This is a genomic window from Streptomyces sp. TG1A-8 (assembly GCF_030499535.1).
In the GTDB taxonomy this organism is placed as follows: domain Bacteria; phylum Actinomycetota; class Actinomycetes; order Streptomycetales; family Streptomycetaceae; genus Streptomyces.
Genome location: NZ_JASTLB010000001.1, coordinates 5,828,599 through 5,843,665 on the forward strand (window position 1 = coordinate 5,828,599; position 15,067 = coordinate 5,843,665).

Sequence of the window (15,067 nt, forward strand, 5' to 3'; positions counted from 1 at the left end):
CGGGGGCGTGCCGACGTAGGCTGGGAGGCGCACCCCCCTCCTTCCCATCCGGAGCACCTTTTTCGTGAGCGAGCAGTCCCGGCGGCCGCGCAGGCCCGCCAAGCCCTACCGCCGTCCCCAGAAGGACCCCGTCCGCGTCCTCGCCTTCGAGGCGCTGCGCGCGGTGGACGAGCGGGACGCGTACGCCAACCTCGTGCTGCCGCCGCTGCTGCGCAAGGCGCGGGAGAAGGGCGGCTTCGAGGCGCGGGACGCCGCCCTCGCCACCGAGCTGGTCTACGGCACCCTGCGCCGGCAGGGCACCTACGACGCCGTCATCGCCGCCTGTGTCGACCGGCCGCTGCGCGAGGTCGACCCGCCGGTGCTCGACGTGCTGAGCCTGGGCGCGCACCAGCTGCTGGGGACGCGGATCCCCACGCACGCGGCGGTGTCCGCCTCCGTCGAGCTGGCGCGGGTGGTGCTCGGCGACGGGCGCGCCAAGTTCGTCAACGCCGTGCTGCGCAAGGTCGCGCAGGACGACCTCGACGGCTGGCTGGAGAAGGTCGCGCCGCCCTACGAGGAGGACCCCGAGGACCACCTCGCGGTCGTGCACTCCCACCCCCGCTGGGTCGTCTCCGCCCTGTGGGACTCCCTCGGCGGCGGGCGGGCCGGGATCGAGGACCTGCTGGAGGCCGACAACGAACGGCCCGAGGTGACCCTGGTGGCGCGGCCGGGCCGGGCCACCACCGAGGAGCTGCTGCGCGAGGACGCCGCCGTGCCGGGGCGCTGGTCCCCCTACGCCGTGCGCCTCACCGAGGGCGGCGAGCCGGGCGCCGTGCCGGCCGTGCACGAGGGACGGGCCGGGGTGCAGGACGAGGGCAGCCAGCTGGTCGCGCTCGCGCTCGCGAACGCGCCGCTGGACGGGCCGGACCGCAAGTGGCTCGACGGGTGCGCCGGACCGGGCGGCAAGGCCGCGCTGCTGGCCGCCCTCGCCGCCGAGCGCGGAGCGGAGCTGCTCGCCTCCGAGAAGCAGCCGCACCGGGCCGGACTGGTCGCCAGGGCCCTGCACGGCAACCCGGGGCCGTACCAGGTCGTCACCGCCGACGGGACCCGGCCGCCGTGGCGGCCCGGCACCTTCGACCGGGTGCTCGTGGACGTGCCCTGCACCGGGCTCGGCGCGCTGCGCCGGCGGCCCGAGGCCCGCTGGCGGCGGCGTCCGGAGGACCTGGACAACTTCGCGCCGCTGCAGCGCGCCCTGCTGCGCACCGCGCTGGACTCGGTGCGCGTCGGCGGGGTCGTCGGCTACGCCACCTGCTCGCCGCACCTGGCCGAGACCCGGGCGGTCGTGGCCGACGTGCTCAAGCAGCACCCGGACGCCGAACCCCTCGACGCCCGCCCGCTGCTGCCGGGCGTGCCCGCGCTCGGCGAGGGCCCGGACGTCCAGCTCTGGCCGCACCTGCACGGCACCGACGCCATGTACCTGGCGCTCATCCGCCGGACCGGCTGACGGGCGCGGGCCCGGAGCGCATCCCTCCGGTACGGCCCGTGAGGGCCCGCGCACCGTCCCGTGGACGGGACGGACGAAATCTCCTGCGGTCCGGCGCGAACATCCGTGCGCCGGACATGGCAGGCTTGGGGCATGGCCGTGCAGATCAACCCCAGCATCCTGTCCGCCGACTTCGCCCGCCTCGCGGACGAGGCGCGGGCGGTCGAAGGTGCCGACTGGCTCCACGTCGACGTCATGGACAACCACTTCGTGCCGAACCTCACGCTCGGCGTGCCGGTCGTGGAGTCCCTGGCCCGGGCGACGGGCACCCCGCTGGACTGCCACCTGATGATCGAGGACCCGGACCGCTGGGCGCCCCGGTACGTCGAAGCCGGCGCCTCGTCCGTCACGTTCCACGTGGAGGCGGCCGCCGCGCCGGTGCGGCTGGCCCGGGAGATCCGCGCCAAGGGCGCCCGCGCCTCCATGGCGCTGAAGCCCGCGACGCCGGTCGAGCCGTACGAGGACCTGCTGCCGGAACTCGACATGCTGCTGGTCATGACGGTCGAGCCGGGCTTCGGCGGCCAGGCGTTCCTCGACATCATGCTGCCGAAGATCCGCCGCACCCGTGAGCTGATCGACAAGCACGGTCTCCAGCTGTGGCTGCAGGTCGACGGCGGTGTCTCGGCGGAGACGATCGAACGGTGCGCCGACGCGGGGGCGGACGTCTTCGTCGCCGGCTCGGCCGTGTACGGGGCACAGGACCCGGCGGAGGCGGTGCGCGCGTTGCGCGCCCGGGCGCAGACGGCGACCGCCAGGGCGTCCTGGGCCTGCGACCACTGAGCCACGGCTGTGTGAACAGCTGAAAGAACGGCGCCCATCAGGGCGGATCAGCCGCGCCGGATCTGCGAGGATGAACGGCGAATCCAGAGTGTGAACAGCAGTGAGGAGATCGCCGTGTCGGGTATGTCGGCGGGCCGGTCAGCCATGCGGATGGGACCCGCTGAGCTGGTGCAGGCGGCGGCCATGGCCCGCCGCTTCTACCTCGAGGGCAAGTCCAAGATCCAGATCGCCGAGGAGTTCGGCGTCAGCCGCTTCAAGGTGGCCCGGGTCCTGGAGACGGCCCTCGAACGGGATCTCGTGCGCATCGAGATCCGTGTGCCGGCCGAGCTGGACGCCGAGCGCTCCGACGCGCTCCGCGCCCGCTACGGCCTGCGGCACGCCGTCGTGGTGGAGTCCCCGGCCGAGGCCGAGGAGACCCCCGACCCCGAGAACCTCGGCGAGGTCGCCGCCGACCTGCTCGGCGAACTCGTCAACGAGGGGGACGTCCTCGGACTGGCCTGGGGCCGCTCCACCATCCACATGGCGGCGGCGCTCGACCGGCTGCCGCCCTGCACGGTGGTGCAGCTGACGGGTGTCTACGACGCCGGGACCGCCGAGCGCGGCTCGGTGGAGGCGGTGCGCCGGGCGGCCCAGGTGGCGGGCGGCGACGCGCACCCCGTCTACGCGCCGATGCTGCTGCCGGACGCGGCCACCGCGGCGGCCCTGCGCCACCAGACCGGGATCGCCCGGGCCTTCGAGTACTTCGACAAGGTCACGGTCGCCTGCGTGTCCATCGGCTCCTGGGAGCCGGGCATCTCGACCGTGCACGACATGCTCAGCGACGAGGAACGCGCGCACTACGCCTCGCTCGGTGTCGCCGCGGAGATGTCGGCGCACCTGTTCGACGCCGAGGGGCGCCGGGTCGGACGGGACCTGGGGGAGCGGTGCATCACGGTCAAGGCCGACCAGTTGCGCCGCGTCCCGGAGGTCGTGGCGATCGCCGGCGGGCAGCGCAAGGCGGCCGCGATCGACGCGGTGCTGCGTTCCGGGCTGGTCACCAGCTTGGTGACGGACACCTCGGCCGCGGACTGCCTGATGACGGCGGGGCCGGCGCCCAGGCCCGCGCTCAGCCGCGCGGACCCCGACGGGCCCTGACGGCGGCCCCCGGGGGGCGGGTCCAGCGCGGACCGTGCCGCCGGGACGCAGCGGCCGCGGCGGCACCGGCGCCGTGCCGCCGCGGTCCGTCCGCCCCCCACCGGGCGGGGCGGGCGGATCCACGACACCGGTGATCACCACGAACGTTCCGGACGGTGCTGAGATGACGGAGGACCTCGCGGGCAGGGTCGTGGTCACCCTGGACCTCGACGGTGTGACCGACAAGGCGGGGCTCATGGACCGCGCCGCCCGCGCCCTCGCGCTGCCCGACTGGTTCGGCCGCAACTGGGACGCGCTGGCCGACAGCCTCGGCGACGAGGCCCTGTGGCCCGCCGGGGCCGCGCGGCGCGGACTGCTCGTCGTCGTGCGGGGCTGGCAGGCCTACGCCGAGGCCCGGCCTAAGGAGTGGGAGACCGCCCGGGAGGTGTTCTCGGCGTCGGTGCGTCCCAGTCCCGCGCTGGACGTGGCGCTCGCTCTCGGAGGATCCTCCCGGGCCCCCGCGGGCGGCCTGGACGTTCCGCCGGGGCCTGGCGGCACCCCCTCCATGGGACAATGAAGTACGTGCTCTTTCCCCCCGGCGCACCCGTCGGGGGGTCACCTCTGATCGACTGGGATGTGCGGCACGTGCGTTTCCTCAATGACATCCGGCCCGCGTACGACCTGACGTACGACGACGTGTTCATGGTGCCGAACCGCTCCGCGGTGGGCTCGCGTCAGGGCGTGGACCTCGGCTCGCCGGACGGGACCGGCACCACCATCCCGCTCGTCGTCGCCAACATGACCGCCATCGCCGGCCGCCGCATGGCCGAGACGGTCGCCCGGCGCGGCGGCCTCGTGGTCATCCCGCAGGACATCCCGATCGACGTGGTCACGGACGTCGTCTCCTGGGTGAAGAGCCGCCACCTGGTGCTGGACACCCCGATCGTGCTGGCCCCGCACCAGACCGTGGCCGACGCCCTCGCCCTGCTGCCCAAGCGCGCGCACAACGCCGGCGTCGTCGTCGACGGCGACGACCGTCCCGTCGGCGTCGTCACCGACGCGGACCTGACCGGCGTCGACCGGTTCACCCAGCTCGAAGTGGTCATGTCCAAGGACCTGCTGCTGCTCGACGCGGACATCGACCCCCGCGAGGCCTTCAACCGGCTGGACGCGGCCAACCGCCGCTACGCCCCCGCCGTCGACCGGGACGGCCGGCTCGCCGGCATCCTCACCCGCAAGGGCGCCCTGCGCGCCACGCTGTACACCCCGGCCGTCGACGACCGGGGCAGGCTGCGCGTCGCCGCGGCCGTCGGCATCAACGGCGATGTCGCGGGCAAGGCCGAGCAACTGCTCGACGCGGGCGTGGACACGCTCGTCATCGACACCGCGCACGGTCACCAGGAGTCGATGATCAGCGCCATCGGGCTGGTGCGCGCCCTCGACCCGCAGGTGCCGATCGCCGCGGGCAACATCGTCTCCGCCGCGGGCGTCAGGGACCTCGTCGAGGCCGGCGCCGACATCGTCAAGGTCGGGGTCGGCCCGGGCGCCATGTGCACCACCCGCATGATGACCGGTGTGGGCCGGCCGCAGTTCTCCGCCGTCCTGGAGTGCGCCGCCGAGGCGAAGAAGTACGGCAAGCACGTCTGGGCCGACGGCGGGGTCCGGCACCCCCGCGACGTGGCCATGGCACTCGCGGCCGGCGCCTCCAACGTGATGGTCGGCTCGTGGTTCGCCGGGACGTACGAGTCGCCGGGCGACCTCCAGCAGGACGCGGGCGGCCGCCTGTACAAGGAGTCGTTCGGCATGGCCTCCGCCCGTGCCGTGGCCAACCGCACGTCGGAGGAGTCGGCGTACGACCGGGCCCGCAAGGCGCTGTTCGAGGAGGGCATCTCCACCTCCCGGATGTTCCTGGACCCGGCCCGCCCGGGCGTGGAGGACCTGATCGACTCGATCATCGCGGGCGTCCGCTCCTCCTGCACCTACGCCGGCGCCGGCTCCCTGGCGGAGTTCGCCGAGAAGGCCGTCGTCGGCGTCCAGAGCGCGGCCGGCTACGCCGAGGGCAAGCCGCTGCACGCCAGCTGGAACTGACCACGGCTCCTCCCGCCCGGCGCCGGGCGGGAGGAACCGGGCTTCGCCCGCCGCGTGGGGACGACCCGAGCCCCTCGGCCGTCACCCGGCGGTGTGCGGTGTGCGGTGTCCGGAGGGCGGTCGGACCCGTGTTCTACTTCGGGTACGGCCATCGCCGTTCCCGCCCCGCGACCGCCGGGGACGTCGCGATGGCGGCACAGAAGCGACCGGACCCGAAGAAGTGAACCACCCCCAGTGCTGAACGATCTCGACGAACGCATCGTGCACGCCCTCGCCGAGGACGCCCGCCGCTCCTACGCGGACATCGGGCAACTGGTCGGCCTGTCCGCACCCGCCGTCAAACGGCGGGTGGACCGGCTGCGCGCCACCGGAGCCATCACCGGCTTCACCGTCCGGGTGGACCCAGTGGCGCTCGGCTGGGAGACCGAGGGGTACATCGAGATCTACTGCCGGCGCCACACCTCGCCCGAGACCATCCAGCGGGGCCTGGAGCGCTACCAGGAGGTCGTGGCCGCGTCGACCGTCACCGGCGACGCGGACGCGATCGTCCAGGTCTTCGCCTCCGACATGCGCCACTTCGAGCGGGTGCTGGAACGCATCGCCGGCGAGCCGTTCGTGGAGCGGACGAAGTCGGTACTGGTGCTGTCCCCGCTGCTGCGGAGGTTCTCCTCCGGAGCGCCGGGCTGACGACGTCCCCGGGGCGCCACCCGGCGTTCTCGCGGCCCCGGACGCCGGCGCCCGGGCAGGGTGCGCACGCGGCAGCCCGCCCCCCTGCGCGATGCCGGCCGTCCGGCCGCCGCGCCGGCGCCCTGCGCGGGTCGCGGTCACCCGCCGGACGCGCGGCGGTGGGGCCGCACCCCGCCCCGTCCCGTCCCGCGCACCGCCGACGGCCGCCGCCGCGGCCCGCCCCCACAAGGACCGGCGGACCGCCGTCCGGGGCACGCAACGAATCGCCGTCCGGGCCCCCTCGCGCGCAACGAACCGCGCACGAGAACGCAACGGCTCGTTCTTGTCGGGCCGAGCGCGCCGACCGTACCGTCTTACTGGCCCCCGCCCCCCCCGTATCCCGTGAGGATCACGCATGCGCACCGCCCTGCTCCAGAGCTCCGGCCGGCCCGGCTCCGTCGTCGAGAACCTCAAGGTCCTCGACGAGGCCGCGGGCCGGGCCGCCGCGGCGGGCGCCGGGCTGCTGGCCGCGCCGGAGATGTTCCTGACCGGGTACGCGATCGGCGGCGACATCGCCCGCCTCGCCGAGCCCGCCGACGGCGACTCCGCCGCCGCGGTCGCCGAGATCGCCACCCGGCACGGCCTGGCCGTCGCCTACGGCTACCCGGAGCGCGACGGCCGGGCCGTCCACAACTCCGCCCAGCTGATCTCCGCCGACGGCACCCGTCTCGCGCACTACCGCAAGACCCACCTCTTCGGCCGCTTCGAGCGGGACCACTTCGCGCCGGGCGAGCAGCAGGTCGTCCAGGCCGAGCTGAACGGCCTGACCGTCGGCCTGATGATCTGCTACGACGTCGAGTTCCCGGAGAACGTCCGCGCCCACGCGCTGGCCGGCACCGACCTCCTCGTCGTCCCGACCGCGCAGATGCACCCCTTCCAGTTCGTCGCCGAGTCGATGGTCCCGGTGCGCGCCTTCGAGAACCAGATGTACGTCGCCTACGTCAACCGGGCCGGGACCGAGGGCGGGTTCGAATTCGTCGGGCTCTCGGTCCTCGCCGGCCCCGACGGGACCGCCCGCACCCGCGGCGGACGCGGCGAGCAACTGCTGTTCGCCGATGCCGACCCCGCCTTCCTGGCCGCCTCCCGCGAGGCGAACCCGTACCTGAAGGACCGCCGCCCCGGTCTGTACGGGTCCCTCGTCTGAGCCGCCGCACAGCCCCGCCCGCTCCACTTCGCGCAAGGAGTCCGCACCCCATGACGTCCACGGTGCCCAACGCCGTCGAGCACGCCGACGACCAGCAGCCGCCGATCACCATGTTCGGCCCGGACTTCCCCTACGCCTACGACGACTTCCTCGCCCACCCGGCGGGGCTCGGCCAGGTCCCCGCCACCGAGCACGGCACCGAGGTCGCCGTCATCGGCGGCGGCCTGTCCGGCGTCGTCGCCGCCTACGAGCTGATGAAGATGGGCCTCAAGCCCGTCGTCTACGAGGCCGACCGGCTCGGCGGCCGGCTGCGCACCGTCGGCTTCGAGGGCTGCGACCCCTCGCTGACCGCCGAGATGGGCGCCATGCGCTTCCCGCCGTCCTCCACGGCGCTCCAGCACTACATCGACCTGGTCGGCCTGCAGACGCGCCCCTTCCCGAACCCGCTCGCGGAGGCGACTCCCTCGACGGTGGTCGACCTCAAGGGCGAGTCGCACTACGCCGAGACGATCGACGACCTGCCGCAGGTCTACCGCGACGTCGCCGAGGCCTGGAACACGTGCCTCGAGGAGGGCGCCGACTTCTCCGCCATGAACCGCGCCATGCGGGAGCGGGACGTGCCGCGCATCCGCGAGATCTGGGCGAAACTGGTCGAGAAGCTCGACAACCAGACCTTCTACGGGTTCCTCTGCGACTCCGAGGCCTTCAGGTCCTTCCGGCACCGCGAGATATTCGGCCAGGTCGGCTTCGGCACCGGCGGCTGGGACACCGACTTCCCGAACTCCATCCTGGAGATCCTGCGCGTCGTCTACACCGAGGCCGACGACCACCACCGGGGCATCGTCGGCGGCTCCCAGCAGTTGCCGCTGCGCCTGTGGGAGCGCGAGCCGGAGAAGATCGTCCACTGGCCCCACGGCACCTCGCTGAGCTCCCTGCACGCCGGCGGCCGGCCCCGTCCGGCCGTGACGCGGCTGCACCGCACCGCCGGCAACCGGATCACGGTGACGGACGCCGACGGCAGCATCCGCACCTACCGGGCGGCCGTCTTCACCGCGCAGTCCTGGATGCTGCTGTCGAAGATCGACTGCGACGACTCGCTGTTCCCGATCGACCACTGGACGGCCATCGAGCGGACCCACTACATGGAGTCCTCCAAGCTGTTCGTGCCCGTCGACCGGCCGTTCTGGCTGGACAAGGACGAGGAGACCGGCCGGGACGTCATGTCGATGACGCTCACCGACCGCATGACCCGCGGCACCTACCTGCTGGACGACGGCCCCGACCGGCCCGCCGTGATCTGCCTGTCCTACACCTGGTGCGACGACAGCCTGAAGTGGCTGCCGCTGTCCGCCGAGGAGCGGATGGAGGTCATGCTGAAGTCGCTCGGCGAGATCTACCCGAAGGTCGACATCCGCAAGCACGTCATCGGCAGCCCGGTCACCGTCTCCTGGGAGAACGAGCCCTACTTCATGGGGGCGTTCAAGGCCAACCTGCCCGGCCACTACCGCTACCAGCGGCGCCTGTTCACGCACTTCATGCAGGACCGGCTGCCCGAGGACAAGCGGGGCGTCTTCCTCGCCGGCGACGACGTCTCCTGGACGGCCGGCTGGGCCGAGGGCGCGGTCCAGACGGCGCTGAACGCGGTGTGGGGCGTCATGCACCACCTGGGCGGCGGGACCGATCCGTCCAACCCGGGCCCGGGCGACGTCTACGACGAGATCGCCCCCGTCGAACTCCCCGAGGACTGACTAGTCCGGCAGCGGGGTCAGCAGCATCCGGCCCGCGAAGCCGACCGCCGCGTCCAGCCGTTCGGCGAACCCCCCGGCGACGTCCTCGCAGCGGCGCAGCGCCCACAGGGCCCGCGCCGCCGCCCAGGAGGCGTCCCGGGCCCGCTCCAGGCTCCAGGAGCCCAGCAGATGGGTGAGCGGATCGGCGACCTGGAGCAGGTCCGGGCCCGGCATCAGGTCCTCGCGGACGCGCTCCTCCAGGGAGACGAGCAGCTCGCCCACGCGGTCGAACTCGTCCTCCAGCTCGGCCGGTTCGCAGCCCAGCGCGCGGCAGGTGTCCACCAGGGCGAGCGCCAGGTCGTGCCCGACGTGCGCGTTGATGCCCGCCAGCGCGAACTGCAGCGGCCGCACGCCCGGATGGCGGCGGAACTGGAACAGGGGGCGCCAGCAGGCGGGCGGGCGGCGGTCGCGGGCCACCGCGTCGACCGCCGCCAGGTACCGCCCGGCGAACCGCGCGCCCAGCGCGGCGGCCGTCCGCGGGTCCGCGAACCGCCCGGCGTCCAGGCGCCGGCCGACCTCCTCGGTGACGGCGAGGTAGACGCGGTTGAACACGGCCACCCCGTCCCGCTCGGGCAGGGCCGCGTCGAGGATCCGCATCCGGTGGAGCACGGCGTCGACGGGAGTGGTGAGGTGTTCCAACTGCGCCATGGAGGAAGGGTCCCAGCCCCGGGCCGGCCGGTGGGCCGACCGGCCCGCGGCGTCGCCGGAACGGGCGAACGCGGGCCGTGCGCGGGGAGCGGCGCCCCGCCCCGCCGCGGCCCGCCCACCGCGGCGCAGGGCCCTACGGCTCGGCGCGCCCGCCGCTCCCGTCGTACGTGGAGGTGCCCTCATCCAGCAGCGGTTCCTGCTCCTTCAGGTGCGCCGGCGCGAAGGCGCGCAGCGCGTGGTAGCCGGTGATGACGACCAGCGTGCCGAGCGCGATGCCGCTGAGCGAGAAGGTGCCGGTGAACTTCATCGTGACGTTGCCGACGCCGATGACGATGCCCGCGGCGGTGGGCACCAGGTTCAGCGGGTTGCGCAGGTCCACCCCGGCGTTCAGCCAGATCTGCGCGCCGAGCAGGCCGATCATGCCGTACAGGATGACGGTGATGCCGCCGAGGACGCCGCCCGGGACCGCGGCCACGACCGCGCCGAACTTCGGGCAGACGCCGAAGAGCAGGGCGAAGCCGGCGGCGGCCCAGTAGGCGGCGGTCGAGTAGACGCGGGTCGCGGCCATCACGCCGATGTTCTCGGAGTAGGTGGTGTTCGGCGGGCCGCCCACCGCGGTCGACAGCATCGAGGCGACGCCGTCGGCCGAGATCGCCGTACCGAGCCTGTCGTCCAGCGGGTCGCCGGTCATCTCGCCGACCGCCTTGACGTGCCCGGCGTTCTCCGCGACGAGCGCGATGACGACCGGCAGCGCGACCAGGACCGCCGACCACTGGAAGGACGGCCCGTGGAAGGACGGCAGGCCGACCCAGTCGGCCTTCGAGACGCCGGAGAGGTCCAGGCGCCAGTGGTCGGTGACCCTGCCGCCCGCGTCCACCGAGTGGATCCTCCCGAAGATCCGGTCGCACGCCCAGGACAGGCCGTACCCGAACACCAGCCCGAGGAAGATCGCGACGCGGGACCAGAAACCCCGCAGGCACACCACCGCCAGACCGGTGAACAGCATCACCAGCAGGGCCGTCCACTGGTCCTGCGGCCAGTACGTCGACGCGGTCACCGGAGCGAGGTTGAAGCCGATCAGCATGACGACCGCACCGGTGACGACCGGCGGCATCGCGGCATGGATGATCCGCGCCCCGAACCGCTGCACCGCGAGGCCCGCGAGGAACAGCACGGCACCGACGACGAGCACCGCGCCGGTCACGGTCGCGCTCGTACCGCCCTGCGCGCGGATCACGGCGGCCACGCCCACGAACGACAGGGAGCAGCCCAGGTAGCTCGGCACCCGGCCGCGGGTGGCGAGCAGGAAGATCACGGTGGCCACGCCGGACATCATGATCGCCAGGTTCGGGTCCAGGCCCATGAGCACGGGGGCCACGAAGGAGGCCCCGAACATGGCCACGACGTGCTGGGCGCCCAGACCCACCGTACGGGGCCAGGAGAGCCGTTCGTCGGGGCGTACCACCGCTCCGGGCGCGGGCGTGCGCCCGTCACCGTGCAGTTTCCAGCGCACGCCGAGGTCCATGGTGGGGTTTCGCTTTCTCTGTACGTGAAGGCCGTCCGCACCATTGTCGGGGGTACCCGGTCCCGGCACGGCGCCGGGCGGCCGTACCCGATCACGGGCTGACCAGGCACCTTCCCGGCCGCCATCGCTGAGCGGTCGCTTAGTATGGGAATCCGCGGGTGTTCCCGGGGTGCTCCCGCCGGGTCCGGGGGCGTCCCGCCCTTCCGTGCCCCCGCCGTTCAGGAGTTCCCCGTGACCGCCCAAGCCCCGACCGCCCCCGACGCCCCCGTCGGCCGGCTGGTCCCCGTCACCGTCCACTTCGACGACCTGGACGCGCTCGGGATGCTGCACAACGCCCGTTACCCGCTGATGGTCGAGCGCGCCTGGACCGAGCTGTGGGCCGGGCACGGCGTCCGCTTCGACGGCGACTGGGAGACCGCCGGTGACGCCTGCAACGCCGTCCGCGAACTGCGCATCGGCTACGAGGCCCCGGTGACCCGCCCCGGCACCTACGCCGTCCACCTGTGGCTGGAGCGGCTCGGCACCACCGGTCTGACCTACGGCTTCCGCTTCTGCTCCGCCGACGGCGCGCAGACCTACGCGCGGGGCACCCGGGTCCTGGTCCGGCTCGACCCGGGCACCCTGCGCCCGGCCCCGTGGAGCGAGGCCTTCAGGGCCGCGGGTCGGCGACTGCTGCGTTCTGCGGACTGACGGTCCGGCCGCCGCGCTCGGCGGTGCGCAGCACGCCCGCGAACACCGCGACCCCGCAGGCCAGCACGGACACCAGGCAGAAGGAGACCGTCAGGCTGGTCGCCTGGGCCACCCCGCCGATCAGGCTGGGCGCGATGAGCCCCGAGGTGTAGGTGATGGTCGCGACGCCCGCGATGGCCTGGCTGGGACGGGGTCCCGCGTGCCCGGCCGCGGCGAAGCACAGCGGTACGACCACGGCGATGCCCAGCCCCATCAGCGCGAACCCCGCCATGGCCACCGCGGGGTGCCCCGCCGCGACGACCAGCAGACCGCCGAGGACGGCCAGGACGCCGCCGGCGCGGACGGTGCGGACCGCGCCGAAGCGGTTCACCACCGCGTCCCCGACGATCCGGGCCACCGCCATCGTCAGCATGAACCCGGTCGTCGAGGCCGCCGCCAGACCGGCCGAACTGTCCAGCCGGTCCCGCAGGAACACCGCCGACCAGTCCAGGCTCGCGCCCTCGGCGAACACCGCGCAGAAGCCGACCGCGCCGATCAGCAGGGCCGAGCGGGGCGGCAGCGCGAACCGCGGCGGCGGTTCCTCGTCCTCGGCGGGCTGCACGTCCAGCACCCAGCCGCAGGCCAGCACGCCGAGCACGGTGAGGACGACCGCCGCGCACGCGAAGTGCAGGCGCGCGTCCGCGCCCAGGTGGGCGGCGAGGGTGCCGGCCGCCGAGCCGGTCAGCGCGCCCGCGCTCCACATGCCGTGCAGGCCGGACATGATCGACTTGCCGAGCAGCCGCTCGACCTCGACCCCCAGCGCGTTCATCGCGACGTCCGCCATGCCCGCGCTCGCGCCGTAGGCGAACATCGCCAGGCACAGTGTGTACAGGTTCGGCGCGAGGGCCGGCAGGACCAGGGAGACCGTCCACAGCGCGATCAGCCCGCGCAGGGCCGCACGACTGCCGAAGGCGTGGCTGATCCGGCCCGCCAGCGGCATCGAGCACGAGGCGCCGAGCGCGGTGAACGCCAGCGCGAACCCGAGCTGCCCCGCGCTCAGCGAGGCGTGGTCCTGGACCCACGGCACCCGGGTCGCGAAGGAGCCCGTCACGGCTCCGTGTACGGCGAACACGGCCGCCACGGCGTACCGGGCGCGCCTGACCCCGTCGCGCGAACCGTCCACGTCACTCATCTTCCCGTCCCTCCCGGGGGTTCCCCGTCACACCCTCGCTGTCCGCCGTAAACTATCAGGGTCCCTACCTGATAGATAGCGCGCATCGAAGCGGCCCGCGTCTGGGAGGATTCCCGTCATGCCCGCATCACCGAGCACCGCCCGGGCCCTCAACGACCGGCTGGCCCTGCGGCTGTTGCAGCAGGAGGGCCCGCTGACGGCGGGGCAGCTGAAGCAGTTGACCGGACTGTCCCGGCCGACGGTCGCCGACCTCGTCGAACGGCTCGCCGCCGCAGGCCTGATCGCGGTGGTCGGGGAGTCCGGCGTACAGCGCCGGGGCCCCAACGCGCGGCTGTACGGCATCGTCGCCGACCGCGCCCACCTGGCCGCCCTCGACGTGCGCACCGAAGGCGTCCTCGTGCTGGTGTCCGACCTCGTCGGGCGGGAGCTGGCCGAGGCGTCCGCGCCGATCGGCGCGGACACCGGGACCGGCCCGGCCGTGGAACAGGCGGTGGCGGCGGTGGAGCAGGCCGTCAAGGAGGCCGGCGGCGCGGACCGGCTGCACACCGTCGGCATCGGGGCGCCCGGCCTGATCGACCCGGCGACCGGCGACCTCCGCGACTCCGGCGGCCTGCCCGCCTGGCACCGGCGCCTCGCCACCACCCTGCAGGAACGGCTGCCCGGCGCCCGGGTCACCGTGGAGAACGAGACCAACCTGGCCGCGCTGGCCGAACAGCGCGAGGGCGTCGCCCGCGACCGCGACACCTTCGTCCTGCTCTGGCTCGGCCACGGTGTCGGCGCCGCCGTCGTCCTGGACGGCACCCTCCGCCGCGGAGCCTCCGGCGGCACGGGCGAGATCGGCTTCCTCCCGGTCCCCGGCACGCCGTCCCTCCCCTCGGCGACGGACTGCGACGGCGGCTTCCACTCGCTGGCGGGAGCGGCGGCGATCGGGGCGCTGGCCCGCGGGCACGGCCTGCCGGCACCCGGCCCCACGGACGGCCCCGGCGCGGCGCGGACCGTCCGCCGGGCGGTGGCCCGCACCCGCGGGGAGGACTCCGCCGACCGCAGCGCCGAGGGCCGCTTCCTCGCCGTCCTGGCCGACCGGATCGCCATCGGGGCCGCCTGCGTCACGGCGATCCTGGACCCGGGCTGCGTGGTGCTCGGCGGAGAGGTCGGGCAGGCCGGGGGAACGGTGCTGGCGCGGCTCGTCCAGGAGCGGCTGCGCCGGATGTCACCACTGGTCACCGAGGTGCGCGCCAGCAGCCTGGGCGGCGGCGCGGTCCTGCGCGGAGCCCTGCTGACGGCCCGCGAACGGGCCCAGGACGAACTCTTCGCCCCGCCCGGGCACCGGGCGCGGGGCACGGCCGCCGGCTGAGGGCGGGTGCCCCGCGCGGGCGCCCGCGGCTCCCGCGGGAGGGGTGGTGCGCGGCCCCGCCGGACGGCCGGCCGGGCGGGCCGGTTGCACGACGGGCCGGGCCGCCGGAGGGCTGCCCCGGCCCTGGCGGCCCGACGGCGGGCAAGGGCCGTCGTCACCGCCGCCGGGCCCGCCCGCACCCTAAAAGGACTAGACCAGCACGGTCAATGGGTGCGGACCAAGGTCAAGCCCCGGCCGTCGTACAGGAGTTGACCAGGCCCGTTCCGCAGCAGGTGTTCGGGACGCGGACTGTGAGCGAATGCACACCCTTTCCCTGCCGGGGCGGGCGCCGCTCATGGCACACTGGCCCAGTACCACAAGCAGCGCACTCCGGGGTCGGTGAAAGTCCGAACCGGCGGTTACAGTCCGCGACCCGGTCGCCTCCAGCGATCGGTTTACCAGGTGAAATTCCTGGACCGACGGTTAAAGTCCGGATGGGAGGCAGTGCGCGGCGGGCGGGCACGCATGTGCGCGTCGCCG

The 15,067-nt window shown here is 74.2% G+C and carries 13 protein-coding genes and 1 riboswitch; of the genes, 10 read left to right on the top strand and 3 right to left on the bottom strand.

Features of this window, described 5'->3' with window-relative positions; translation table 11 throughout:
* Positions 1–64 precede the first annotated feature (64 nt).
* The 8 genes from QQY24_RS25735 to QQY24_RS25770 all read left to right on the top strand — a co-directional run bounded on the left by QQY24_RS25735 (position 65) and on the right by QQY24_RS25770 (position 9,121).
* A complete protein-coding gene (locus QQY24_RS25735) occupies positions 65–1,483 on the top strand; it encodes an RsmB/NOP family class I SAM-dependent RNA methyltransferase (RefSeq protein WP_301975094.1) in 1,419 nt (472 codons plus the stop codon).
* Positions 1,484–1,615: 132 nt separating this feature from the next.
* Entirely contained in the window at positions 1,616–2,302 is a 687-nt protein-coding gene (gene rpe, locus QQY24_RS25740) for a ribulose-phosphate 3-epimerase (protein ID WP_301975095.1), read from the top strand.
* 90 nt (positions 2,303–2,392) lie between these two features.
* Positions 2,393–3,436 carry a sugar-binding transcriptional regulator gene (locus QQY24_RS25745; RefSeq protein ID WP_301975096.1) on the top strand — a complete coding sequence of 348 codons (1,044 nt, stop codon included), beginning with the start codon at positions 2,393–2,395 and terminating at the stop codon, positions 3,434–3,436.
* Positions 3,437–3,599: 163 nt separating this feature from the next.
* Entirely contained in the window at positions 3,600–3,992 is a 393-nt protein-coding gene (locus tag QQY24_RS25750; RefSeq protein WP_301975097.1) for a barstar family protein, read from the top strand.
* A gap of 68 nt (positions 3,993–4,060) precedes the next feature.
* Complete coding sequence (locus QQY24_RS25755) at positions 4,061–5,503, top strand: GuaB1 family IMP dehydrogenase-related protein (protein WP_301975098.1); 1,443 nt, start codon at positions 4,061–4,063, stop codon at positions 5,501–5,503.
* A 234-nt stretch (positions 5,504–5,737) separates the two neighbouring features.
* A complete protein-coding gene (locus QQY24_RS25760) occupies positions 5,738–6,190 on the top strand; it encodes an Lrp/AsnC family transcriptional regulator (RefSeq protein ID WP_301975099.1) in 453 nt (150 codons plus the stop codon).
* 394 nt (positions 6,191–6,584) lie between these two features.
* The gene (locus QQY24_RS25765) at positions 6,585–7,373 is read left to right on the top strand and encodes a carbon-nitrogen hydrolase family protein (protein ID WP_301975100.1); all 789 of its coding nucleotides are present in this window, start codon (positions 6,585–6,587) and stop codon (positions 7,371–7,373) included.
* 50 nt (positions 7,374–7,423) lie between these two features.
* Positions 7,424–9,121 (top strand): NAD(P)/FAD-dependent oxidoreductase, encoded by a 1,698-nt coding sequence (locus tag QQY24_RS25770; protein ID WP_301975101.1) that lies wholly within the window; start codon positions 7,424–7,426, stop codon positions 9,119–9,121.
* On the opposite strand, the gene QQY24_RS25775 is transcribed toward QQY24_RS25770, so the two are convergent.
* Both QQY24_RS25775 and QQY24_RS25780 read right to left on the bottom strand, forming a co-directional pair.
* The gene (locus QQY24_RS25775) at positions 9,122–9,808 is read right to left on the bottom strand and encodes a DUF5995 family protein (protein ID WP_301975102.1); all 687 of its coding nucleotides are present in this window, start codon (positions 9,806–9,808) and stop codon (positions 9,122–9,124) included.
* Positions 9,809–9,941: 133 nt separating this feature from the next.
* Positions 9,942–11,333, bottom strand: coding sequence for a uracil-xanthine permease family protein (locus QQY24_RS25780; protein ID WP_301975103.1), 1,392 nt, complete (start codon positions 11,331–11,333; stop codon positions 9,942–9,944).
* Positions 11,334–11,564: 231 nt separating this feature from the next.
* Here QQY24_RS25780 and QQY24_RS25785 point away from each other — a divergent pair, with 231 nt between their 5' ends.
* Positions 11,565–12,023 carry a thioesterase family protein gene (locus tag QQY24_RS25785; RefSeq protein WP_301975104.1) on the top strand — a complete coding sequence of 153 codons (459 nt, stop codon included), beginning with the start codon at positions 11,565–11,567 and terminating at the stop codon, positions 12,021–12,023.
* On the opposite strand, the gene QQY24_RS25790 is transcribed toward QQY24_RS25785, so the two are convergent.
* Positions 11,983–13,194: an MFS transporter gene (locus QQY24_RS25790; RefSeq protein ID WP_301975105.1), complete on the bottom strand. Its 1,212-nt coding sequence runs from the start codon at positions 13,192–13,194 to the stop codon at positions 11,983–11,985. The two genes, QQY24_RS25785 and QQY24_RS25790, sit on opposite strands and share 41 nt — an antisense overlap.
* Before the next feature lie 118 nt (positions 13,195–13,312).
* Here QQY24_RS25790 and QQY24_RS25795 point away from each other — a divergent pair, with 118 nt between their 5' ends.
* Complete coding sequence (locus tag QQY24_RS25795; RefSeq protein ID WP_301975106.1) at positions 13,313–14,548, top strand: ROK family transcriptional regulator; 1,236 nt, start codon at positions 13,313–13,315, stop codon at positions 14,546–14,548.
* A gap of 360 nt (positions 14,549–14,908) precedes the next feature.
* Positions 14,909–15,039, top strand: a riboswitch (FMN riboswitch).
* The last annotated feature ends 28 nt before the right edge of the window (positions 15,040–15,067 follow it).